19 protein-coding genes and 1 pseudogene are annotated in these 21,239 nt (G+C 71.6%); 10 read left to right on the top strand and 10 right to left on the bottom strand.

Annotated features, from left to right (window positions below; all coding sequences use genetic code 11):
• Positions 1-160: 160 nt before the first annotated feature.
• On the bottom strand, positions 161-1,015 hold the full coding sequence (locus A4E84_RS03860; RefSeq protein ID WP_062925186.1) for an NAD-dependent epimerase/dehydratase family protein: 855 nt from the start codon (positions 1,013-1,015) through the stop codon (positions 161-163).
• Positions 1,016-1,151: 136 nt separating this feature from the next.
• Between A4E84_RS03860 and A4E84_RS03865 the strand changes: the two genes are divergently transcribed.
• Entirely contained in the window at positions 1,152-2,000 is an 849-nt protein-coding gene (locus A4E84_RS03865) for a helix-turn-helix transcriptional regulator (RefSeq protein WP_062925187.1), read from the top strand.
• Positions 2,001-2,616: 616 nt separating this feature from the next.
• On the opposite strand, the gene A4E84_RS03870 is transcribed toward A4E84_RS03865, so the two are convergent.
• On the bottom strand, positions 2,617-2,904 hold the full coding sequence (locus A4E84_RS03870; RefSeq protein WP_237304813.1) for a DUF6247 family protein: 288 nt from the start codon (positions 2,902-2,904) through the stop codon (positions 2,617-2,619).
• Between the two features lie 1,482 nt (positions 2,905-4,386).
• On the opposite strand from A4E84_RS03870, the gene A4E84_RS03880 reads away from it, so the two are divergent.
• Positions 4,387-5,721, top strand: a complete 1,335-nt coding sequence (locus A4E84_RS03880) for a S8 family serine peptidase (RefSeq protein WP_079128850.1) — start codon at positions 4,387-4,389, stop codon at positions 5,719-5,721.
• Positions 5,722-6,203: 482 nt separating this feature from the next.
• Positions 6,204-6,522, top strand: a pseudogene (locus A4E84_RS03890) (phenylacetate--CoA ligase); the annotation flags it as partial.
• Between the two features lie 22 nt (positions 6,523-6,544).
• On the opposite strand, the gene A4E84_RS03895 reads toward A4E84_RS03890, so the two are convergent.
• Both A4E84_RS03895 and A4E84_RS03900 read right to left on the bottom strand, forming a co-directional pair.
• Positions 6,545-7,759 carry a PP2C family protein-serine/threonine phosphatase gene (locus A4E84_RS03895; RefSeq protein WP_079128852.1) on the bottom strand — a complete coding sequence of 405 codons (1,215 nt, stop codon included), beginning with the start codon at positions 7,757-7,759 and terminating at the stop codon, positions 6,545-6,547.
• Positions 7,760-7,873: 114 nt separating this feature from the next.
• A complete protein-coding gene (locus tag A4E84_RS03900; RefSeq protein WP_062925192.1) occupies positions 7,874-8,632 on the bottom strand; it encodes an IclR family transcriptional regulator in 759 nt (252 codons plus the stop codon).
• An 811-nt stretch (positions 8,633-9,443) separates the two neighbouring features.
• On the opposite strand from A4E84_RS03900, the gene A4E84_RS03905 reads away from it, so the two are divergent.
• Genes A4E84_RS03905 through hypE form a run of 7 tightly spaced genes read left to right on the top strand, consistent with a single transcriptional unit; the run spans position 9,444 to position 17,356 of the window.
• Positions 9,444-11,189 carry an enoyl-CoA hydratase-related protein gene (locus A4E84_RS03905; protein ID WP_062925193.1) on the top strand — a complete coding sequence of 582 codons (1,746 nt, stop codon included), beginning with the start codon at positions 9,444-9,446 and terminating at the stop codon, positions 11,187-11,189.
• Complete coding sequence (locus A4E84_RS03910) at positions 11,186-11,773, top strand: hydrogenase maturation protease (protein ID WP_062925194.1); 588 nt, start codon at positions 11,186-11,188, stop codon at positions 11,771-11,773. The genes A4E84_RS03905 and A4E84_RS03910 overlap by 4 nt, the downstream gene beginning before the upstream one ends.
• Positions 11,774-11,813: 40 nt before the next feature.
• On the top strand, positions 11,814-12,557 hold the full coding sequence (hypB, locus tag A4E84_RS03915; protein ID WP_062925195.1) for a hydrogenase nickel incorporation protein HypB: 744 nt from the start codon (positions 11,814-11,816) through the stop codon (positions 12,555-12,557).
• Entirely contained in the window at positions 12,554-14,866 is a 2,313-nt protein-coding gene (gene hypF / locus A4E84_RS03920) for a carbamoyltransferase HypF (protein ID WP_062925196.1), read from the top strand. Before hypB ends, hypF begins: the two co-directional genes overlap by 4 nt.
• Positions 14,867-14,869: 3 nt before the next feature.
• Entirely contained in the window at positions 14,870-15,151 is a 282-nt protein-coding gene (locus A4E84_RS03925; protein WP_062925197.1) for a HypC/HybG/HupF family hydrogenase formation chaperone, read from the top strand.
• Positions 15,148-16,293, top strand: coding sequence for a hydrogenase formation protein HypD (hypD, locus tag A4E84_RS03930; protein WP_062925198.1), 1,146 nt, complete (start codon positions 15,148-15,150; stop codon positions 16,291-16,293). Before A4E84_RS03925 ends, hypD begins: the two co-directional genes overlap by 4 nt.
• Entirely contained in the window at positions 16,286-17,356 is a 1,071-nt protein-coding gene (gene hypE / locus A4E84_RS03935; protein ID WP_062925199.1) for a hydrogenase expression/formation protein HypE, read from the top strand. Before hypD ends, hypE begins: the two co-directional genes overlap by 8 nt.
• A 55-nt stretch (positions 17,357-17,411) precedes the next feature.
• Here the strand turns inward: hypE and hypA are convergent, their stop codons facing one another.
• Genes hypA through A4E84_RS03965 form a run of 6 tightly spaced genes read right to left on the bottom strand, consistent with a single transcriptional unit; the run spans position 17,412 to position 21,171 of the window.
• Positions 17,412-17,762 carry a hydrogenase maturation nickel metallochaperone HypA gene (hypA, locus tag A4E84_RS03940; RefSeq protein WP_062925200.1) on the bottom strand — a complete coding sequence of 117 codons (351 nt, stop codon included), beginning with the start codon at positions 17,760-17,762 and terminating at the stop codon, positions 17,412-17,414.
• 7 nt (positions 17,763-17,769) lie between these two features.
• On the bottom strand, positions 17,770-17,961 hold the full coding sequence (locus tag A4E84_RS42820) for a hypothetical protein (RefSeq protein WP_062925201.1): 192 nt from the start codon (positions 17,959-17,961) through the stop codon (positions 17,770-17,772).
• Between the two features lie 34 nt (positions 17,962-17,995).
• Positions 17,996-18,202 carry a hypothetical protein gene (locus A4E84_RS03950; protein ID WP_062925202.1) on the bottom strand — a complete coding sequence of 69 codons (207 nt, stop codon included), beginning with the start codon at positions 18,200-18,202 and terminating at the stop codon, positions 17,996-17,998.
• A gap of 41 nt (positions 18,203-18,243) precedes the next feature.
• Positions 18,244-18,840, bottom strand: a complete 597-nt coding sequence (locus tag A4E84_RS03955) for a DUF5947 family protein (RefSeq protein ID WP_062925203.1) — start codon at positions 18,838-18,840, stop codon at positions 18,244-18,246.
• The gene (locus A4E84_RS03960) at positions 18,837-19,385 is read right to left on the bottom strand and encodes a NifU family protein (protein ID WP_062925204.1); all 549 of its coding nucleotides are present in this window, start codon (positions 19,383-19,385) and stop codon (positions 18,837-18,839) included. The genes A4E84_RS03955 and A4E84_RS03960 overlap by 4 nt, the downstream gene beginning before the upstream one ends.
• On the bottom strand, positions 19,378-21,171 hold the full coding sequence (locus A4E84_RS03965; protein WP_062925205.1) for a nickel-dependent hydrogenase large subunit: 1,794 nt from the start codon (positions 21,169-21,171) through the stop codon (positions 19,378-19,380). Before A4E84_RS03965 ends, A4E84_RS03960 begins: the two co-directional genes overlap by 8 nt.
• Between the last annotated feature and the right edge of the window lie 68 nt (positions 21,172-21,239).

Here is a 21,239-nt window from a genome sequence, read left to right on the forward strand (position 1 = left end):
GGGATAAGGGCAGAAGGCCACCAGATCCTGCCCGCGCGGTGCCGATCGTGACGTACCCGCGCGGCTGCCGGGGGCTGCGCCCGGTGGTGGTCGTGATCGGCTGGCGGGGACGCTGCTGGTGGGGCGGATCAGAGGATGGAGTGACCTCGCGCAGTGACCGTCACAAGGATCCGGCGTCCCGGGCCGTCCAGGCGCTCGGATAGATCGGCCGGAAGCCGAGCTCCCGTCGGATGCGCTGGTTGGACATGATCCCGAACCACGGGTCGGGGTCCGTGAGGTCATGGAGCCCGGCGGGCGCCTCAACGCCGTTGAGCTGGTACAGCTCGACCGTCGTGACGGGGGCGTCATCGGCGATGTTGTAGATCCGGCCGACGATGCCTGGCGCGTACAGCAGACGCATCAGACCCTGGGCGACGTCCGCGTGGTGTGCCATCTGCAGACGCTGGTGCGGCGCCCAACCGGCGGCCCAATCCAGAGAGTCGGCGAGGTGCGGATCGCCCTCACCGTAGACGAAGGGGAGTCGCCCGATGCGTACATCCAGGCTCTCGAGCGCGAGCAGTTCGCGCTCGGCCTCGGCCTTGGACTCGGGGTAGGCGCCCCACATCTCGCCGCCCGGCCGGCTCTCGTCCTCCTCGGTCAGCGGGCGGCCCCGTCCAGCGCCGTACACATTGCCTGTGCTGACCTGCACGAACCGCTTCACGCCGGAGGCCTGCGCAGCGCGGCCCAGGGCCACCGCGGCGTCCCGGTTGACGGCCCACATCTCCTCGTCCGGCACCCCGCGGAAGGAGGCGGCGATGTTCACGACGGCGTCCACGCCGGCGAGTGCCTTGCCGAGTGTCTCCTCGTCGCGCATGTCTCCTACGGCGACCTGGGCCCCCAGATCCGCGAAGCGCTCGCTGCGGGCTGCGTCCCGTACCAGCACCCGCACCTGCTCGCCCGGCTGCCGCTGGGCCAGCAGCCTCGGCACGAAGCGGCGTCCGACCTGTCCCGTCGTACCGGTCACCAAAGTCAGCATGATGTGCTCCCTACGCACTGTGTCGCCTGTTGTTGATGACCAGCCTCGGCGGATGCGGGAGCGACCGGGAGAGCACTCTTCGTCGGGGGATCGGGAGTCCCTGGATAAGCCGGCCGGTCTGTCGCACCCTGGAGAGGTGAACCGAGCCGAACTCGCCGACTTCCTGCGCCGCGCTCGCGCCCGCCTGGACCCCTCCGACGTGGGTCTCACGGCCGGAGCCCGCCGCCGTACGCCGGGGCTGCGCCGCGAGGAGGTCGCCCAGCTGGCCGGCATGTCCGTGGACTACTACACGCGGCTGGAACAGTCTCGGGGCCCGCGCCCGTCCCGCCAGATGCTCACCGCGCTGGCCCGCGCCCTGCGCCTGACGGAGGACGAACGCGACCACCTCTTCCACCTCACCGGTGAACGGCCGCCGCGCCGGGAGGTGACCAGCACGCACGTGCGCCCGGCTCTGCTCCTGGTGCTGGACCGGCTGCACGACACCCCGGCGATGGTGGCGACCGACTGCGGCGAGGTCCTGGCCCAGAACGCGCTGTCGCGGGCGTTGAGCGGAGACGTCCTCGCCCTCCCGTCCCGAGGACGCAACATGATCCGCCGCTTCTTCCTGGACCCGGCGGTCCAGGAGCTGTTCCCACCCGAGGACCGCCCCGAGCGCGCCCGCGAGCAGGTCGCAGGCCTGCGAGCGGTGGCCTCGGCCCGCCCCACAGACCCCGAACCCGCCGCACTCGTCGCCGAATTACGCGCCGCGAGCGAGGAGTTCGCCCACCTCTGGGACGAACACCACGTCGCCGTACGCCGCGCCGCCACGAAACGCTTCCGACACCCTGCGATCGGCATCCTCGAACTCGACTGCGAGGTCCTCGTCAACTCCGACCACAACCAGCAGCTCGTCATCCACACAGCCCGCCCGGGCACGGAGTCGCACCAGCGTTTGCAGCTGCTGCGGGTGGTCGGCTTCCAGGACCTGATGCCGACGAGCTCGTGAACGCGTGCGCGCCGTCTGAGTTCGCTCCCTGCCCACCGCACATCGCCCACGATCGAGAACTCCGCGCATCTGGTGCCGACAGCGGCACAACGTCTGCCACTGGCAGGAGGCAGCCGGACGACCACCCCTACTACCGAGCACTCAAGCCCCCGCCCGACGGCCACGCCAGCAGCGGGGCCGAGACGATCGACAGCACACCGCGGCCCCGCCAGTGACAACAAGCCTGCCTATATGACAACTATCGTGCTTCGGCTCACGCAGACTTGGCGGCGAGCCCCGAATTCGGCGTGCCTAAAACTTGATATCGAGCCACTCCACGTCCGCGAATTTCACGTGATCGGCGACGACCTCCGCATGAGCGCCGAAGAGACGGAGAAGAAGTGGGGACGGGACGAAGCGTCCTGGCATAACCGCAGCGTGGTGGACAGCCTGGTACCTGGACGCGATGCGCACGTCCTCGCCCTCCGGATCACCGGCGTCCCATCTGTGGGAAGCCCCACGAGTTGGCGGCCGCGGCGTCCAGGACGTCCCAGACCATGTGCTCCGCGTGCTCGGGCAGGGCATCGAGCACCTTCGCGGTCCGGAGGAGACAGCCGGACCGCGTACGGCTGACCGGTCACCGGCGCCTGCTCCGGATCTTCTGCAGCTCCACGAACCCGGACTCGTCACGGCCGGAGGCGAGGAACGCGTCGACCGCCGGAGCGGAGGCGACGCGGGCCTGCCAGACCTGGACGACCTCGTACAGCGCGGCGAGGGAGAAGGTGCGGCGCGACTCTTCCAGCGCCGCTGTCCACTCCTGCTCGAAAGCCGGCACCCACCTCTCTGCGCGGCGGTCGGCGCGCAACTGGGCGAGCAGTTCGGCCGGAGCCCCGGGCGCGGGGGGCGTAGGGCGTGACCGGTGCATGGTCGGGCTGCGCGCTCATCGGCTGTTCCTCCCGGCGGCGCGTACCGCCACGGTACGCGCACCGGGCGCCGTGGATGCGGGCATCGAGCAGATCCCTCCTACAGAACCGGGGCCAGGGCCACAGCGCGCTGGCGCGTCTGGGGCGCGGGTCCAGCGGGTCAGGGAGCGGATCAGGTTGTGGGCGACAGCCTGAGCGTGCTCGCGCAGCGGGATGTCCGGCTTCTCCCAGGTGGCGGCGACGTAGTTGAGGAGTTCGGCCACGGAGCGGTCGAGTCGCTCGGGCTGCTGATGAGAACCGGGTCTGCGGCGGCCGCGACGTCGGTGGCCGGGGTCGACACCTCCCCGGCGCCGGGGTCGAGGAGCTCAACGCCTGGTGAACTCGCGGCCGCATTCCACCGCCTGGCCGCACTGCCCCGCCCCGCCGGCTGACTCACCGTCCCCGCCCACCCTCGACTGAAGGACCTCGGAGAACCCGACTCCGCGTCAGGCCCTCACCATGTCCACTGGCCGACACGACCCCAAACAATCTCTCCCAGCCGCCCACCAGCCCCAACTGAAACGCCGAGGCTAACCGCACTTGCCGAGAAGACCGCAGTGGCAGATACGAAGGCCGGCCGCCGGGTTCTCCAGATGCATGAGTTGCCTCAGGATGCAACGCTGGAAGTGACATTCCTTCTCAAGGGACGTGCGCAAGAGGAGAGTTAGTCATGCAACTTGAAAGCGAAACGAGGGAATCGCGTACAACATCGACAAACGGTGAGGCCCCGGACGGGTGGCAGGTATCGCATCCTGCCGAGTCAGTTGAACCAGCAACTGGAGCTAGCGAAACGGGACCGAGCGCGGGTCGCCTCTTCACCTTCCCTTTCCGAGACCACCATGGTTTCGAAAAGAGGATTGGCGTCGCTGGGGTCAACGCTTCCAGTGTAGTGCTCGCATCGATCTGTGAAGTCGGTGTCTTCGGCGGGCAAGTTCTCCCGTTCCAAGGGGCCGCCAGCATGGAAGTCCACAACATTGTGCCGCACAACGATGGAACAATCTCCGTACGGGGTTCGATCGGTTGGGACGCTGATGTCAACGCTCGACTCCACATCCTGGTGGCTCCATAACGTCCATCGGAAGGCAGGACCGGTCTAGATCGGTCTCACAGTCCGAACAACAGCGGCTGGTCTCAACGAGAGGGCAGGGGTGTTAATGCCTCCTCGCCGGCGCAGGTCCCCCTGCGCCGGCGGTGGCCGGAAGTGATGTGGAGCTGTAGCGGGGCCTATTTCTCTGGTCGTGGAAGCCGACAGGCGACTGATCGCTCGCCAGCACGGTTCTTGGGCGTAGTTCAAGCCGTTGGATACAACGGGCATGGGTGTCGTTCAGGGCGCGATTACTGACCGCCGCGAGCGGCCCACGAACCTGGGCGCCTCCCACTCGGTTGATCGGCGCACCACAAACCGCACCACAAACAGGGGAACGCACAGAAGGCGGGAAACTCAAATGGCGAACGCACCTATGAACGGGCGTGCCTCCGGCGAGCAGCCCGATCGGCACAGTGGCCAGGTCATGGGCCAGGGCACGGAGTACACCGGCCGGTACGTGATTGCACTCGACCCGAGTGAGCAGGAGAGCGGATTCAACGCACTGCGTTCTTCCGCCGACATCGCGCCTGTGGAACGTGTCCGAGGAGCCGCAGTCGCGAACGCCGTCGAACTCCTCGAGCGCCCCAACGTTTCAGTGCTCTTCGAAGGCCTCGCTGTTGCCATCGTCGAAGTACGGCCCGAGCAGCGCCACACGCTGGTTGCCACGGCCGAGGCCGAAGCCTCGATCCTCGCGGCCGAGCCGGAGCGCAAGGTCCACGCCTCGCCGATCACCGCGCCGCAGCAGGCTCCGACCGAGTTCTTCCCGGCCTACCGTAGCGACGAGGACGTGGTCACCCGCCATTCCCGCATCGAAATCGCCACTTCCCAGGGGCCAGTCGTGGAAGAGGAGAACACGACCTGGGGCCTCCAGGCGATCAGGGCCACCATCTCCGGCATGACCGGACGCGGAGTGAAGATCGCTGTCCTCGACACCGGTGTGGACACCGACCACCCGGACCTAGTCGGGTGCATACAAGAGACGGCCTCCTTCGTGTTCGGTGAGACCGTGGAGGACGTTCATGGCCACGGCACACACTGCATTGGCACCGCCGCTGGTCCGGCCAACCCCCAGCAGCAGCCCCGCTACGGCGTGGCGACCGAGGCGCGGGTGCTTGCCGGCAAGGTGCTCAACAGAGTCGGCGACGGCACAGACGGCCAAATCCTTGCAGGTATGGCCTGGGCGATCGATCGCGGCGCGCGGGTGATCTCACTGTCGCTGGGTGCTCCGGTCCGGCCCGGTGAACTCTTCCCGCAGACATACGAGCTCGCGGCACAACTTGCGCTCACACGCGGGGCGGTGATCGTTGCCGCGGCTGGCAACAGCAGCCTGAGGCCCGGCTTTGTTGCACCCGTAGAGCGACCCGCCAACTGCCCCTCAATCCTCGCCGTAGCCTCCCTGGACAAGGCACTGCAGACGGCGTCCACCTCCTGCGGAGGCATCAACGGCCAGGGCGGCGAGGTCAACATCGCGGCTCCCGGCAAGGTCGTGCACTCGGCTGCCGTTGGCGGCGGTTACGTGACAATGTCGGGCACCAGCATGGCCGCGCCGCATGTCGCGGGTGTGCTCGCACTGCTTTCCCAGGGCAACCCCGACGCTTCTGCGGCCGAGCTCACTGCCAGTCTGCTGTCCGGTGCGTTCCCGCTGACACAGCTCGCCAGGGACGTCGGCGTGGGTTTGCTGCAGGCCCCGTGAGTGAGTCGTCCCAGTCCGAGCCGGTCCAGGTCATCATCGCTGTCGCCCCCGACCGGTTTGCGGGAGTGGTGGAAGCCTTGCGGCGAGCCGGGCTGACGGTTGAGCGAGAGCAGCCGACCATTGGCACACTCTCCGGAACGGTCGCGGAGGACCGGATTCCGTCCCTGGTAGCGGTCGACGGCGTCAACGCCGTCGACCGGGAGCGCACCATCCGGCTTCCCCCGCCCGACTCCCCGAACCAATGAGTCGAGAAGCTGTTGCACGGGGCCTCGTCCCGGAGCTGGACGTCGTCGGGTGATCACTGTGTGATGCGCCCTGATCCCCAGTTCAGGGCAACTGGAATCACCTCTACGGTGTTGAAACCACGCGCTCAAGCCCCCTCCCTTCCTGGGGTCAGGCAACGGAGTTGTGTATCTCGTTTTACCTCGGTCGCTAGCCCGGCTACCGCCGTCCTGGAAACAGACCTCTTTGAATCCTTCGGCGATGATTCCACGCATCTCCTGGTCGTGAACGTCTTCCCCAGGTCAGATCGAGGAGATCGTGCTGCGCACGCCCGGCGTCGCCCCGCACTTCCAGATCCGGCTGACCCGGCGCGGCCGCCTGGACCACATGACCGTCCTCGTCGAGACCCACCCCGGCACCGGCACCGGCACCGAGCAGCGCGAGGCCGCGGCCGGGGCGATCGCGAAAGCCGTCAAGGACGGCATCGGCATCACCGCCGACGTGACGGTCGTCGAACCGGAGACCCTGGAACGCTCCATCGGCAAGATCCGCCGGGTGAAGGACCTGCGCGAGGCGTGATCCGCCGCGGCCCCGGCGGCTCTCAGGAGCACTTCGCCTCGGACGCCGGGGCGGCGGCGGTGGGGCCGGGGTGGCCGGCCCCGGAAGCCACCGCCCGGTCGGCGGCCGGTTTGCGGATCAGGAGCAGGGCCGCGTCGTCGTGCAGCCGGCCGCCCACATGGGCCAGCAGTTCGTCGTGCAGGGCGTCGAGGGTGCGCGCCGGCTCGTGGGAGACGTGGCGTTCCAGCCCCTGGGCGAGCGGATAGAAGGCCCGTCCTCCGTCGCGGGCCTCGGTGACCCCGTCGGTGTAGAGCAGCAGTTGGTCGCCGTCGGCGAAGGGCAGCGTCTGGAGCGCGGGCGTGTGGCCCGCGAGCGCCCGCAGACCGAGCGGCGGGGCCGGGTGCGGGGGCTCCACTGCGCTGATGCTCCCTGACGCGCTGACCAGCAGGGGAGGCGCGTGCCCGCAGTTCACCACCTCCAGGTGCCCGGCCCGGGGGTATCCGGCGACCACGGCGGTGACGAAGTCGTCGTGCCCGAGGTTGCGGGCGAGACTCCGCTCGATGCGCTCGACCACGGCGAGCAGATCGGGCTCGTCGTGGGCGGCTTCCCGGAAGACACCGAGCACCAGCGCCGCGGTTCCCACGGCCGGAAGCCCCTTGCCGCGCACGTCGCCGACGATCAGCCGGACCCCGTGCGGGGTGGGTATCAGTGCGTACAGGTCCCCGCCGATCCGGGCCTCGGCCGCCGCCGCGCTGTAGCGGACGGCGGCCTGGAACGGCCCGACCGTCGCCGGCACGGGCTTGAGCAGTGCGTGCTGGGCGGTCTCCGCGACCGAGCGGACGGCGGCGAGCACCCGTTCCCGACGCCCGCGCAGGACGCTGGCCAGGCCGCTCGCGAGGGTGACCGTCACCAGCGCCGCCAGCACGGCGATCAGCTCCCGGCCGGGCACACCGTCCCGGACCCCGAGCAGGGCGCCGAGCAGCGCGGTGAGGAAACCGACCCAGAAGACACCCCGCGGCCCGTTGGTCGTCGCCGCCAGCGCGGGACCGGCCACGAGCAGAGGCAGCCAGATCATCCCGGCACCGTCGGCGAGGCCGGAGAGCACGACGACGCAGACGACCAGCGCGGGCAGGACGGGAGTGCCGGCGGCCAGCTGCGCGAGCGCGCGTTTGCGGGCCGACCCCCTGGCACCGGCCACTCGGACGCTGAACGGCCGTGCAGGCCGGTGGCTGCCACCAAGGTCTCGCGCATGGCTCATGTTCCTATCGGGTCCTCACCTGTGAGCGGGGGCGCGAGGCTCGGGGCGCGCCCCCGGAATGTCCGTTTTATCCAGGAAACGGGGTGAGCCGGGGCGCGGGCAAGGAGCGGATTTTCAGATAGTGAGCGAGAGGCCCCTCGTCACGCGGCTCGCGGTCGGCAGCAGCCGTTCGCGGATCTCCGGCAGCCGGGAGAGCCGGTTCGACGGCAGCGAGACACCGAGGGAGCCGACGGTGTCCCCGCTGTAGACCGGGACGGCGACGCAGACCGTGCCGAGGGAGTACTCCTCCACGTCCGTGATGGCCGGGGCCAGCGGCGGGGTCTCCAGTCGCCGGAGCAGTTCCGGGAGGCTGGTGATGGTCCGGGGGGTGAGGTCGGCGAGGTGGTGGCGGGACAGGTAGTCCCGGCGGGCCTCCTCGTCCAGTTCGCGCAGGACGGACTTGCCCAGCGCGGTGGCGTGCCCCGCGTCCTCGAAACCCACCCAGAGATCGACGCGCGGGGTACCGGGGCCGTCGACGATCTCCGCGACCCGGATCTCGCCCTCCTCGTAGAAAGTGAGGTAGGCGGCGGTCGCGAGCTCGTCCCGCAGGGCGGCGAGGGTGGGCCGGACCCGGCTGAGCAGCGCCTGCGCACGCCCGGTGGACTGCAGGGTCTGGAGCTTGTCGCCGAGGATGAAGCCGCCGTCGTCCAGCTTGCGCACGTACCCGTCGTGCACCAGGGTCCGCAGCAGGTGATAGGCCGTGGCCAGGGGCAGGCTCGTCTCGCGCGCCAGCAGCTTGGCCGGCGCGCCGTTCTCGTGCGCGCTCACCGCCTCCAGCAGCCGCATGGCCCGCTGGACGGAGTTGATGAGTGTTGGGCCGTCTTGCGCACCCATACGAACAGCGTGCGTCAGGCGTACGGCCCGGGCAAGGGGAGCAGGACAGGCCCTAAGGGGTCCTTTCACTATTGGCGTCCGATCAGGGCGCGTGGTCTGGTGCCGTGCACCGCAAGGCGCCGGGAAGCCCTTGTAGCGGAGCTCCCGGGCTTTTCGTCAACGCGGCGAGGTGCGGTGCCAGGCCGCGCGCCCCGGACGGGCATAGTGAAAGGACCCCTAAGGGGAGAGGGGCGGAGCGGCGCGGGCCGGTGGCCGGGCCTCGTGCCAGGGCGACCGTGAGCGGCGGAGTCGGAACGTCGCGCGGACTCGGGCCGCGCCCCGCGGCCCCGCGGGCCTGGCGGGCCTGGCGGGCCTGGCGGGCGCCCAGGAGCGCTGGACGTGCGGCCGACGAGGCCGACGAGGCCGGTCGCTCGCGGGCGGCAGACCCGCCCCCCCCCGGCTTCCCGATCGAGCCATGCGGCGCGGGGCAGACCACTCGCGGTGAAGGCGATCGCATCCGTCGGAGCCCTCCGCGTGGCCCAAGGCGTCGTCGCCGAGGGCGGGAGGTGCGGCAGCGCCTCCAGGCCGGCCGGTCTCGGTGCGTGGCCGACCGCCGTCGGCCCCGGTGACGGGCGCCAGGGCGTCTCCCCGGACCGGGACGCACGGGCCCTCACGACCGAGGCACCGGACAGCGCGGCCCGGCCGCGCGAGGTCCTGGTCCCCTGGTGGCGCCCGCACGCCCGCGTGCCCGTTCGGCCGGAAGCGGCTGAGGGCCGCGAAACGCCGCAGCGGTCCTTCGCGGCCCTCCCCGGACGGGCGACCATGCCATGTCATGGACATCTTGCTCGTCGCCAGCGCGTTCAACAGCCTGACCCAGCGTGTGTTCGCCGAACTGTCGAACGAGGGGCACCACGTGGACGTCGTGCTCGCCTCGCACGGCCCCGACGCGGTCCGGGCCGCCGTACGCGAGGGGTGCCCGGAGCTGATCGTCGCCCCGATGCTGAAGTCGGCCCTGCCGGAGGACGTGTGGCGGGAGCACACCTGCCTGATCGTGCACCCAGGGCCGCCCGGGGACCGGGGCCCGTCGTCGCTGGACTGGGCGATCGCCGAGGAGGCGTCCGAGTGGGGCGTGACGGTACTCCAGGCCGAGGCGGCCATGGACGCGGGAGACGTGTGGGCGGACGGCTCCTTCACGGTGCCGCCGACGGGCAAGAGCGACATGTACCGCAACGAGGTGGCCGACGCCGCCACGGCCGCCGTGCTGCTGGCCGTGCGGCGCTACGCCGAGGGGTCGTACAAGCCGCGCCCGCAGAGCGAACCCGGGACCGACGTGGTGTGGCGGGACTTCTTCCGCCAGGAGCAGCGGCGGATCGACTGGGAGAACGACAGCACGGCGACGGTGCTGCGCAAACTGCGGGGCGCCGACTCCCAGCCGGGTGTGAGGGACGAGATCTGCGGCCGGGAGGTCTTCCTGCACGGCGGGCATCCCGAAGACCGGCTGCGCGGGGAGCCCGGGGAACTGCTCGCGACCCGGGCCGGCGCGCTCTGCCGGGCCACCCGGGACGGCGCGGTGTGGATCCCGGAGCTGCGGCCCCGCAAGAGCTCCGGTGACCCCGCGCCGTTCCGCCGCCCGGCGGCCTCGGTCCTCGCGAACTTCCCGGCCCCGCCCGGCAGCAGCCCGGGCATGCCGGGTGCGTACGACCGCCCGTACTGGCTGCCCGAGATCGCCGCCCCGCTCGAACTGCCCCCGGACCGCATCACCTGGACCGACATCCGCTACCGGCAGCGCGGCCCCATCGGGTTTCTGGCCTTCTCCTTCCCGGGCGGGGCCATGAGCACCACCCACTGCCGCCGGCTGCTCGCCGCCTGGCGATACGCCCTCACCCGCCCCACCTCGGTCCTGGTGCTCGGCGGTGCCCGCGACTTCTTCTCCAACGGCATCCACCTCAACGTCATCGAGGCGGCGGACGACCCGGCGGGCGAGTCCTGGTCCAACCTGAACGCCATGAACGACCTGGTCGAGGCGGTGCTGCGCACCACCGACCGGCTGGTCGTGTCGGCCCTCGGCGGCAACGCGGCGGCGGGCGGCGTGATGCTCGCCCTGGCCGCCGACGAGGTCTGGTGCCGCGCCGGCAGCGTCCTCAACCCGCACTACCGGAACATGGGCCTGTACGGGTCGGAGTACTGGACGTACTCGCTGCCCCGCCGGGTGGGCGCCGAGACGGCCGAGCGGCTGACGACCGAGGCGTTGCCGGTGAGCGCCGCGACGGCCGAGCGCATCGGGCTGGTGGACCGCCTGGTGCCGGTCGCGGCCCAGGAGTTCGCCCCCGAGGTCGAGCGCCTGGCCGCCGACCTGGCCGCCGACCCGGACCTTCCGCGCCGGATCACCGCCAAGGCCACGGCCCGTCACGCGGACGAGCTGACGCGGCCCCTCGCCGAATACCGGCGGGCCGAACTCGCCCAGATGCGCGCCGTCTTCTTCGACCCCGAGGCGCCCTACCACGCGCTGCGGTCCGCCTTCGTCCGCAAACTCCCGAACGGCTCCGCCCGGCCGCTGGCCACCGGGGACGCCCGATGAGCGCGCGGCTGCTCGTGGCGGGGGTCGGCAACATCTTCCTCGCCGACGACGCCTTCGGCCCCGAGGTGATCCGCGCCCTGGACCAGGACCCGCTGCCCCCGGAGGTACGGGTGAGGGACTTCGGCATCCGCGGCATGGACCTGGCATACGAACTGCTCGACGGCTACGACACGGCCGTCCTGGTCGACGCGGCCGTGCGGGGACACGAGCCGGGCACGCTGTCGCTGATCGAGCCGGACCTGCCCGACGGCTCCACGGCGGACGCCCCGCCCGAGGCCCACGGCATGGACCCGGCGAAGGTGCTCGCCCTGGCCGCCCACCTGGGCGACGAGCCCCTCCCCCGCGTCCTGGTCCTGGCCTGTGAGCCCGAGCTGCGGGCACCCGCCGACGAGGACATCGCCCCGGGCATCAGCGCGACGGTGCGCGAGGCGGTCGGGCAGGCGGTCGCGGCGCTGCACACCCTGGTGCCGGTGCTGCTCGCCGACCCGGCCGCCACGCCCCCGTTGAGCCGCCCGGACGAATCCGCAGCCCTGTCGTCGGCCGGGCTCCCGGGCACGGTGAGCGGCAGCCCGGAGGATCGGTAGCGGAACGATTTTCCCCACCGACCCGCGAGGAGCGGCGCCCATGTGCGATTCCGTGGACGAGGTCACCCGGGCCGTCCTGGCGAAGAACGACGGCCTGGCCGCGAGCCTGCGCGACGCGTTGGCCCGGCGTGGTGTGAGCGTGGTCAACCTGCTGTCCAGCCCGGGCAGCGGCAAGACGGAACTGCTCGGGCGGGTGCTGGCCAGGGCGGTGGAGCGGAGCCTTCCGGTGGCCGCCCTCACCGCCGACCTGGCGACCGAGAACGACGCCGGCCGGCTGGCCCGTTCGGGCGCCCCGGTGAAGCAGCTGCTGACGGACGGCCTGTGCCATCTGGAGGCACGGCAGCTGCGCGGTCATGTGGAGAACTGGCTGCCCGAGGGCACCTCGCTGCTGTTCGTGGAGAACGTCGGCAATCTCGTCTGCCCCGCGTCCTACGACCTCGGCGAGAGCCTGCGGATCGTGCTCATGGCGGTGACGGAGGGCGAGGACAAACCGCTGAAGTACCCCACGGCCTTCGGATCCGCTCATCTGGTGGTGCTGACGAAGACCGATCTGGCCGGGCCGGCCGGGTTCGACGAGGTGGCCTTCGAGGCGAACGTCCAGCGGGTCAACCCGGGGGTGGAGGTGCTCCGCTCCTGCGCCCGCTCCGGCGCCGGCGTCGACGCCCTGCTGGAACGCGTGCTGGCCGTCCGGGACGGGGCCCCTGTCCACCGGCCGCCCCTGGCACCCCGCCCGCACAGCCACACGCACACGCACGAGGGCGCCGAAGCCGGCCTCGTCCCGTGACAGCGCCCGTCACCCGGGCCGTGCGCCGCCGCGTCACCGTGCGCGGCACCGTGCAGGGTGTGGGCTTCCGGCCCTTCGTGCACCGCCTCGCCACCGACCTCGCGCTCACGGGCTTCGTGAGCAACACGGCGAGCGGTGTCCTCATCGAGGTGGAGGGCCCGCCGGACGGGGTCGGCGCCTTCTGCGACCGGCTGGCCGAGGAGGCCCCGCCGCTGGCCTCCGTCACCGGGGTCGGGGTCGAGGACCTGCCCGTCACCGGCGTCGACGGCACCTTCACCATCCGCTCCACCGACCGCTCCCCCGGCAGCACCCTCCTCCCGCCCGACACGGCGATCTGCGCAGACTGCCTGCGCGAACTGGGCGATCCGGCCGACCGCCGGCACCGGCACCCGTTCGTCACCTGCACCCACTGCGGCCCCCGTTTCACCATCGCCACGGGCATGCCGTACGACCGGGCGGTCACGACCATGTCCGGCTTCCCGATGTGCGGCGAGTGCGCCCGGGAGTACGGCGATCCCCTGGACCGGCGCTTCCACGCCCAGCCGGTGGCCTGCCGCGGGTGCGGTCCCCGGCTGCGTCTGGTGCCGGCGGCCGGGAGCGGGGTGCGCCCGGCGCGGGACGCCGAGGCCCTGGCAGCGGCGCGGGCGCTGCTGGCGGCCGGGCGGATCGTCGCCGTGAAGGGCCTCGGCGGCTACCACCTGGCCTGCGACGCCGCCGACGCCCGGGCCGTCGACACGCTGCGCTCCCGCAAGGCACGCGGCGGCAAGCCGTTCGCGGTGATGTGCGCGGACCTCGACGACGTCCGCCGGATCGCCGAGGTCTCCGCGTCCGAACTGGCTGCCCTCACCAGCCCCCGGCGCCCCATCGTCCTGCTGCGCCGGCGACCGGAGGCGAACGGCCTCGCGCCCGGCGTCTGCCCCGGCAGCCCGCACCTCGGCGTGCTGCTGCCCTACACGCCCGTGCACACCCTGCTGTTCGGCCTGCCCGGTGACCCGCCCGGCCCGCGCGTGCTGGTCATGACGAGCGGCAACCGCTCCGGGGAGCCGATCGTCACGGACGACGACGAGGCGCTGGCCCGGCTCGCCGGTCTCGCCGACGCCTGGCTCGCCCACGACCGGCCCATCGCCTCGCCCTGCGACGACTCCCTGCTGCGGGTGCGGCCCGACGGCACCGAGCAGGTGCTGCGCCGGTCCCGGGGGTTCGTGCCCCGTCCGCTGCGACTTCCGGTCCCGGTGCGGCCCGCCCTCGCCGTGGGCGGCGACCTCAAGAACGCCCTGTGCCTCGGCGAGGGCGACCAGGCCTGGTTCGGGCCGCACATCGGCGACATGGGTGATCTGGCCACCCTGGAGGCGGCCCGGCGGGCGGACGCGCGGCTGCGCGGCCTGACCGGCGTGAGCCCCGGACTGGTCGCCGCGGACCGGCACCCCGGGTACCACTCGACGCGGTGGGCCGCCCGGCTGGCCGGACGCGCGCCCGTGCTGGTCCAGCACCACCACGCGCACATCGCCTCCGCGATGGCCGAGCACGGCCTCGACGGCACCACCCCGGTGATCGGTGTCGCCTTCGACGGCACGGGTTACGGCGACGACGGCACGGTCTGGGGCGGGGAGGTCCTCCTCGCCGGCTACACCGGCTTCCGGCGCTACGCCCGCCTCTCGCCCGCCCCGCTGCCCGGCGGCGACGCCGGCGTCGCCAACCCGTGCCGGCTGGCCCTGGCCCGGCTGTGGGCGGCGGGACTTCCGTGGGACGCGGACCTGCCGTGCGTGACCGCGTGCGCGCCGGACGAACGGGCCGTGCTGCGGCGGCAGTTGACCTGCGGTCTGGCGTGTGTGCCGACCTCCAGCATGGGCCGCCTCTTCGACGCCGTGTCATCGCTGGTCGGCGTGTGCCATCGCGCGGGGTACGAGGCGCAGGCCGCGCTGGAGCTGGAGGCGGCGGCCGCTTCCGTGTGGGGCGCCGACACGACCGCGTACGCCTTCGCCGGCGGACTCGACCCGGCACCCGCGCTCGGCGCCCTGATCACCGATCTGCGGCGGGGCACCCCGGCCGCCGTGCTCGCGGCCCGTTTCCACCGCGGCGTGGCGCGGGCCGTGGCGGAGATCTGCCGGCGGGCGCGTCAGGACACCGGTCTGGCCACCGTCGCCCTCAGCGGCGGGGTGTTCGCCAACGCGCTGCTGGAGGAGGAGTGCGCGCGGCTGCTGGCCCAAGACGGCTTCGCGGTGCTCCGGCACGGCGAGGTCCCGCCCAACGACGGCGGGCTGGCCCTCGGCCAGCTGGTGGTCGCGGCGCACCTACGACAGGAGGAGTGACCCATGTGTTTGGCAGTGCCCGGCAAGGTCGTGTCCATCGACGACAGCGCCGATCCGCTCACCGGGCTGATCGACTTCGGCGGCGTGCAGAAGCAGGCGTGCCTGGAGTACGTGTCCGACGTGAAGGTGGGTGAGTACGTCATCGTGCACGTCGGCTTCGCGCTCCAGCGTCTGGACGAGGAGTCGGCCCTGGCCTCCCTGAAGCTGTTCGAGGAACTGGGGCTGCTGGAGGAGGAGTTCGGGGACGCCTGGGAGCAGGCGGAGAAGGAGGCGGGTACGGCGTGAAGTACATCGACGAGTTCAACGACCCCCAGCTGGCGCGGCGGCTGCTGGACGAGATCCGCGCCACGGCCACCGAGCCCTGGGCCCTGATGGAGGTGTGCGGCGGGCAGACCCACTCGATCATCCGGCACGGCATCGACCAACTGCTGCCCGAACAGGTGGAGTTGATTCACGGGCCGGGCTGCCCGGTCTGTGTCACGCCACTGGAGGTCATCGACAAGGCGCTGGAGATCGCCTCGCGCCCCGGGGTGATCTTCTGCTCCTTCGGCGACATGCTCCGGGTGCCGGGCACCGACCGTGACCTGTTCCGGGTCAAGGGCGAGGGTGGCGACGTGCGGGTGGTGTACTCGCCGCTCGACGCCCTGGAGCTGGCCCGCGGCAACCCGGACCGGGAGGTGGTGTTCTTCGCGATCGGCTTCGAGACCACCGCCCCGGCCAACGCGATGGCCGTGCACCAGGCGCGCCGGCTGGGCCTGTCCAACTTCAGCCTGCTGGTGTCGCATGTGCGGGTGCCCCCGGCCGTCGAGGCGATCATGACGGCGCCCGAGTGCCGGGTGCAGGGCTTCCTGGCCGCCGGGCACGTGTGCAGCGTGATGGGCATGGCCGAGTACCCGGAGCTGGCCGAGCGGTTCCGTGTGCCGATGGTGGTGACCGGCTTCGAGCCGCTGGACATCCTGGAGGGGATCCGCCGGGCGGTCCGCCAGCTGGAGCGCGGTGAGCACCGGGTGGAGAACGCCTACCCGCGTGCCGTGCGCGAGGAGGGCAATCCGGCCGCGGTACGCATGATCGAGGAGGTCTTCGAAGTCACCGACCGGAACTGGCGCGGCATCGGCCGGATCCCGGCCAGCGGCTGGCGGCTGACCGACGCCTTCCGCGCGTACGACGCCGAGCACCGCTTCGACGTCAGCGGGATCCGTACCGAGGAGCCCGCCGAGTGCCGGGCAGGCGAGGTCCTCCAGGGCCTGATCAAGCCGACCGAGTGCGCCGCGTTCGGCACCACCTGCACCCCGCGCACCCCGCTCGGCGCCACCATGGTCTCCAGCGAGGGCGCCTGCGCGGCCTACTACCTGTACCGCCGGATGAACGCCCCGGCGGTACAGACCGGCGGTTCCGCACAGCGGGAGGAGGTGGCTCCCGTTGCCTGAGCGACGAGCCGATGTGGTGGACCCGGCCAACTGGACCTGTCCCGCCCCGCTGCGCGACCAGGGGGTCGTGGTCATGGGGCACGGCGGCGGGGGCGCGCTGTCGGCGGAGCTGATGGAGCAGATCTTCACCCCTGCCTACGGCAACGCCACCCTGGCCGGGCTCGCCGACTCCGCCGTCCTCGAACTGGGCGGCGCGCGGCTGGCCTTCTCCACGGACTCCTACGTGGTCCGGCCGTTGTTCTTCCCGGGCGGCTGCCTCGGCGACCTCGCGGTCAACGGCACCGTCAACGACCTCGCGATGAGCGGCGCCGTGCCCGCGTACCTCTCGGCGGCCTTCGTCCTGGAGGAGGGCGTGGAGCTGACGGTCGTCGAGCGGATCGCCCGCTCGATGGGTGCGGCGGCCGAGGCCGCCGGGGTCACGATCGCCACGGGTGACACCAAGGTGGTGGAGTCCGGGCACGGCGACGGCGTGTACGTCACCACCGCCGGTGTGGGGCTCGTGCCCGACGGGGTGGACATCCGGCCGTCGCGTGCCCGGCCAGGCGACGCGGTGATCGTCAGCGGCCCGATCGGGCTGCACGGCGTGGCGATCATGAGCGTGAGGGAGGGGCTGGAGTTCGGGGTGGAGGTCGCCAGCGACACCGCGCCGCTGGCGGGCCTGGTGGCGGCGATGCTGGCCGTCACCCCGGAAGTGCATGTGCTGCGCGACCCCACCAGGGGCGGCCTGGGCGCGTCCCTCAACGAGATCGCACGGGCCTCCGGGACCGGTGTCCGGCTTCAGGAGCGGGCGATCCCGGTGCCGGACGCGGTGGCGAACGCCTGCGGGTTCCTCGGGCTCGATCCGCTCTACGTGGCGAACGAGGGGCGGCTGGTCGCCTTCGTGCCCCCGTCGAAGGCGGAGGAGGTGCTGGCGGCGATGCGGGCCCATCCGCAGGGTGCAGGGGCGACGCTGATCGGCGAGTGCGTCGCCGAGCACCCGGGGATGGTGGTGGTCGCCACCGGGCTCGGCGGGACGCGGGTGGTGGACCTGCCGCTCGGGGAGCAGCTGCCGCGCATCTGCTGACCGCAGGACAGGACGAAGGGCCCCGCCGGCGGATCGGCAGGGCCCTTCGTCCTGTCTATGCCGGTACCGGTTCGATCCCGGCGATCTCCAGTTCCCGGCCGCTGCGCAGGTCGCTGGAGGGCTGGTCGCAGCGCGGGCACCAGAAGAACGGCGGCATGCCCACCGCGAACTCCTCGGCGCACGGGCCGCACCAGGCCTGCGCGGGGATCTGCTCGACGACGAGCCGGGCCCCCGCGAGGGCGGTGCCGTCGCGGGCCACCTCGAAGGCGAAGCCGAGGGCGTCCGGCACGACGCCCGCCAGCTCGCCGACCCGGACGGTCACCTTCGAGACGGCGTCCGTCCCGTCCGCCCGGGCCAGCTCGTCGGCCCGCTCGATGATCGCGGTCGCGATCGACAGTTCGTGCACGGCCGGCTCACGGGTAGCGGCGGCCGGCGCGGAATCCGCCGGCCATCCGCCAGATCCGCATCTCGCGCCTCAGGCTGGGCCATTCCCAGCACAGCAGGACCAGGGCCACACCGCCCACCAGGACGGCCTCGGTCTTCAGCACCCGCTGTCCGCTCATCCCGCCCCGTCTGCGCGCGACGGGTCTGCGTACTCGTTTCATCGCAGTGACTCCCTGCTCGTTCTCATCACGGTGCTCATCCCGGGGAGATGTTCGGCATGGTCTCGGCGAGGGTGTCATGCCGCTTCCAGTGGATCCCCGTGGAGCGGCGCGCGTCGGCGGTGCCGTCCTCGTGGTGTCCCTTCTGCCGCTCGCGCGGTCCCCGGTTGCCCTGATGGATACCGGCGATGTGCCGGGGCGTGTCGGGCTTCGCCTGGGGTCGGCCCACTCTGATGCTTCCCATGGGTGCTCTCCTTCCTCGCCTCCGGCCTGCGGAGTGCGTGGTCATGACCGCTCGGTGAGGTCCTCGAAGAACCGCTCGAGGGCCGGCCAGATCCGGCCGCCGCCGGACAGGCCGCGCCACTCCCGGCGTACGACGGCGACCATCCGGTAGCAGTCGTCGATCGGCACGATCCAGTGGTGGTCGAGGCCGTGGACGGTGTTCACCAGCAGAGCCTCCACCTCGGGTTCCACGGTGGCGAGCTGCGGAACCGTGCCGGACAGCTTCTGCCAGGCGGCCGCTTCCACCTCCCATCGCATGGCCCCCGCGGGGCTCGGCCCCTCGGCGGTGACGGAGCCGTCCGCGCGGGGCACGAAGAAGACCAGACCGACCGGTACGCCCAGCACTGCCGTGTCGATCTCGGGCAGCCGGACCCGGCGCCGGGGCACGAGCCGGTACGTGCCCTCCCCCGCCGCCGCGTCGGCGAACAGCACGGAGCAGGGGCCGCAGGCGCAGCGCACCTCCTCCTGCCCGGTGTCGTACAGGTGGGCGTGCTCGTCGGCGACCGGTGCGGCGCACAGGTCGCACACCTCCCGCTCGGCCGCCGCCGTGCGGTCGGCCGAGGAGCGGATGAGGCGGGCCAATGCCCCGTCGGTGGTCACGGTGCGCTCCGGTGCGTCAGCGTGGTCAGCGGGACGAACGCGGGGGCCGTCTCGGTCACGGGCTCCACCGCCGTCAGCTCGGGCGCCACGGAGAGCACCGCCGCGCGGACCGCGTCGGTGACCTCGGAGCCTCCGCCTCCGCAGCCGGATCCGCATCCGCCGCCCGCCGTCAGACGCACCCGGGCGACCTGTCCTTCCACTCCGGCCCACTCCACGTCGCCGCCGCGCTCCTGCACGGCGGGCCGCAGGCGTTCGACCGCGCGGGCCGCCCGGCGTTCGGCGGGTTCGGGGTGGATGTCGTGCAGCACCATGAGGTGCGCCAGCAGTTCGTCCTCGGCGAGACACTCGGCCAGTCGCTCGTCCGCGTGGTCCAGGACCCGGGCCAGGGCCTCGCCGTAGACCTCGGTCAGCAGCGCCACCGCCTCGGTCGCCGAGCGGGTCGTGGGGGCGGGCGCGGACTCGAGGCCTTCCAGCAGCTCGTCCAGCCGGCCGAGCCTGGCCTCGACGTCCGGGTCGGCCAGCCGTGCGTCGGCGGCCTCAGCCATGGTTAGCCCCGTAGGTCGGCGAGTGCAGGGTGGTCAGCGTCTTGCCCTTGCCGACGTACATGTGCACACCGCACGGCAGGCAGGGGTCGAAGCTGCGGACCGTGCGCATGATGTCGACGCCCTTGAAGTCGTCCGGCCCGTTCTCCTCGAAGATGGGCTGGCCCTGGACGGCGTCCTCGTACGGGCCGGGGGTGCCGTACATGTCGCGGGGGCTGGCGTTCCACGGGGTGGGCGGGTACGGGTGGTAGTTGGCGATCTTCTTGTCCTTGATCACCAGGTGGTGGGAGAGGACGCCGCGCACCGCCTCGTGGAAGCCGCAGCCGATCGCCTCGTCGGGCACCTCGTAGTTCTCGAACACCTTGGTCTCGCCGGCGCGGACCATGCCCATGGCCTCTTCGATGAACTGCAGGGCCATGGCGGCCGCGTAGGCGATGAAGTAGGGCCGGGCGCGGTCGCGTTCGATGGTGTTGCTCCACTGCGGGATGCGCCACTCCAGAGTGGTCTCCGGCAGGGACTCGCCCTTGGGCAGGGAGATGCGCACGCTGTGGCCGGTGGCCTTGACGTACGGGGTGTCGACCAGGCCGCTGAGCGCGGTCGACCACAGGCGGGCCAGCGGGCCGCCGCCGGTGTCGAGGGCGAGGTGGTCGCCGGTGCGCTGGTCGAACCAGCGGGGGCTCATCACCCAGCTGTACTTGTCGTCGAAGTTGCGCTTCTGCGGGACCGGGACGGTGGTCTGGTTCCACGGGTGGCGCATGTCGACGGGGTTGCCGAGCGGGTCGTGGGTGACGAAGGGAGACTCGTTGACCCAGTCCTCGTAGTACGAGCTGCCGAGCATGATGCGCAGGCCGAGGTTGATGTCGACGAGGTTGTTGGTGACCAGTTCGCCGTCGACGATGATGCCCGGGGTGACGTACATGTCCTTGCCCCAGGAGTTCATGTTCTCGTAGCGGTAGTCGACGGTCTGGGGGTTCTGGAAGGCGCCCCAGCAGCCCAGCAGGACGCGGCGGCGGCCGACCTCCTCGTAGCCGGGCAGCGCCTCGTAGAAGAAGTCGAAGACGTCGTCGTTCATGGCGACGGCCTTCTTCACGAAGTCGATCACCCGCATGAGACGGCTGAGGTAGTCGGTGAAGACGGTCGGCTGCGGCATCGTGCCGACGCCGCCCGGGTACAGCGTGGAGGGGTGTACGTGCCGTCCCTCCATCAGGCAGAACATCTCGCGGGTGACCCGGCTGACTTTGAGGGCCTCCTTGTAGACCTCGCCCTCGAAGGGGTTGAAGGCCTTCATGATGTCGGCGATCGTGCGGTAGCCGTGGATCTCGCCGCGGGGTGCCTCGGTGCGCTCGGCGCGGGCCAGGACACCGGGGTTGGTGGCCTTGACCATCGCCTCGCAGAAGTCCACGAAGACCAGGTTGTCCTGGAAGATGGTGTGGTCGAACATGTACTCGGCGGCCTCGCCGAGGTTGACGATGTGTTCGGCCAGCGGGGGCGGCTTGACGCCGTAGGCCATCTGCTGGGCGTAGTCGGAGCAGGTGGTGTGGTTGTCGCCGCAGATGCCGCAGATCCGGGACGTGATGAACCCCGCGTCTCGCGGGTCCTTGCCCTTCATGAACACCGAGTAGCCGCGGAAGAGCGACGAGGTGCTGTGGCATTCGACGACTTCCCGGTTGGCGAAGTCGATCTTCGTGTAGATGCCCAGGTTCCCGATGATCCGGGTGATCGGGTCCCAGGACATGTCCACGAGCTGTGGCGGCTTGCGGTCCGTGGGCCGGGCCTCGGTGGTGGTCATCTGCGGTACTGCCCCTCGCTGTCGGTGATGTGTGGGGTGGTGGGGTGCGTCAGGGGACGTTTCGTCCA

This window comes from Streptomyces qaidamensis, from assembly GCF_001611795.1.
Classification (GTDB): Bacteria; Actinomycetota; Actinomycetes; order Streptomycetales; family Streptomycetaceae; genus Streptomyces; species Streptomyces qaidamensis.

Bases quoted from the DNA above. Each gene is read 5' to 3' on its own strand.
- A4E84_RS03860 (WP_062925186.1), bottom strand. From the start codon at position 1,015: ATGCTGACTTTGGTGACCGGTACGACGGGACAGGTCGGACGCCGCTTC.
- A4E84_RS03870 (WP_237304813.1), bottom strand. From the start codon at position 2,904: ATGCACCGGTCACGCCCTACGCCCCCCGCGCCCGGGGCTCCGGCCGAA.
- A4E84_RS03880 (WP_079128850.1), top strand. From the start codon at position 4,387: ATGGCGAACGCACCTATGAACGGGCGTGCCTCCGGCGAGCAGCCCGAT.
- A4E84_RS03895 (WP_079128852.1), bottom strand. From the start codon at position 7,759: ATGAGCCATGCGCGAGACCTTGGTGGCAGCCACCGGCCTGCACGGCCG.
- A4E84_RS03900 (WP_062925192.1), bottom strand. From the start codon at position 8,632: ATGGGTGCGCAAGACGGCCCAACACTCATCAACTCCGTCCAGCGGGCC.
- A4E84_RS03905 (WP_062925193.1), top strand. From the start codon at position 9,444: ATGGACATCTTGCTCGTCGCCAGCGCGTTCAACAGCCTGACCCAGCGT.
- A4E84_RS03910 (WP_062925194.1), top strand. From the start codon at position 11,186: ATGAGCGCGCGGCTGCTCGTGGCGGGGGTCGGCAACATCTTCCTCGCC.
- hypB (WP_062925195.1), top strand. From the start codon at position 11,814: ATGTGCGATTCCGTGGACGAGGTCACCCGGGCCGTCCTGGCGAAGAAC.
- A4E84_RS03925 (WP_062925197.1), top strand. From the start codon at position 14,870: ATGTGTTTGGCAGTGCCCGGCAAGGTCGTGTCCATCGACGACAGCGCC.
- A4E84_RS42820 (WP_062925201.1), bottom strand. From the start codon at position 17,961: ATGAAACGAGTACGCAGACCCGTCGCGCGCAGACGGGGCGGGATGAGC.
- A4E84_RS03950 (WP_062925202.1), bottom strand. From the start codon at position 18,202: ATGGGAAGCATCAGAGTGGGCCGACCCCAGGCGAAGCCCGACACGCCC.
- A4E84_RS03960 (WP_062925204.1), bottom strand. From the start codon at position 19,385: ATGGCTGAGGCCGCCGACGCACGGCTGGCCGACCCGGACGTCGAGGCC.
- A4E84_RS03965 (WP_062925205.1), bottom strand. From the start codon at position 21,171: ATGACCACCACCGAGGCCCGGCCCACGGACCGCAAGCCGCCACAGCTC.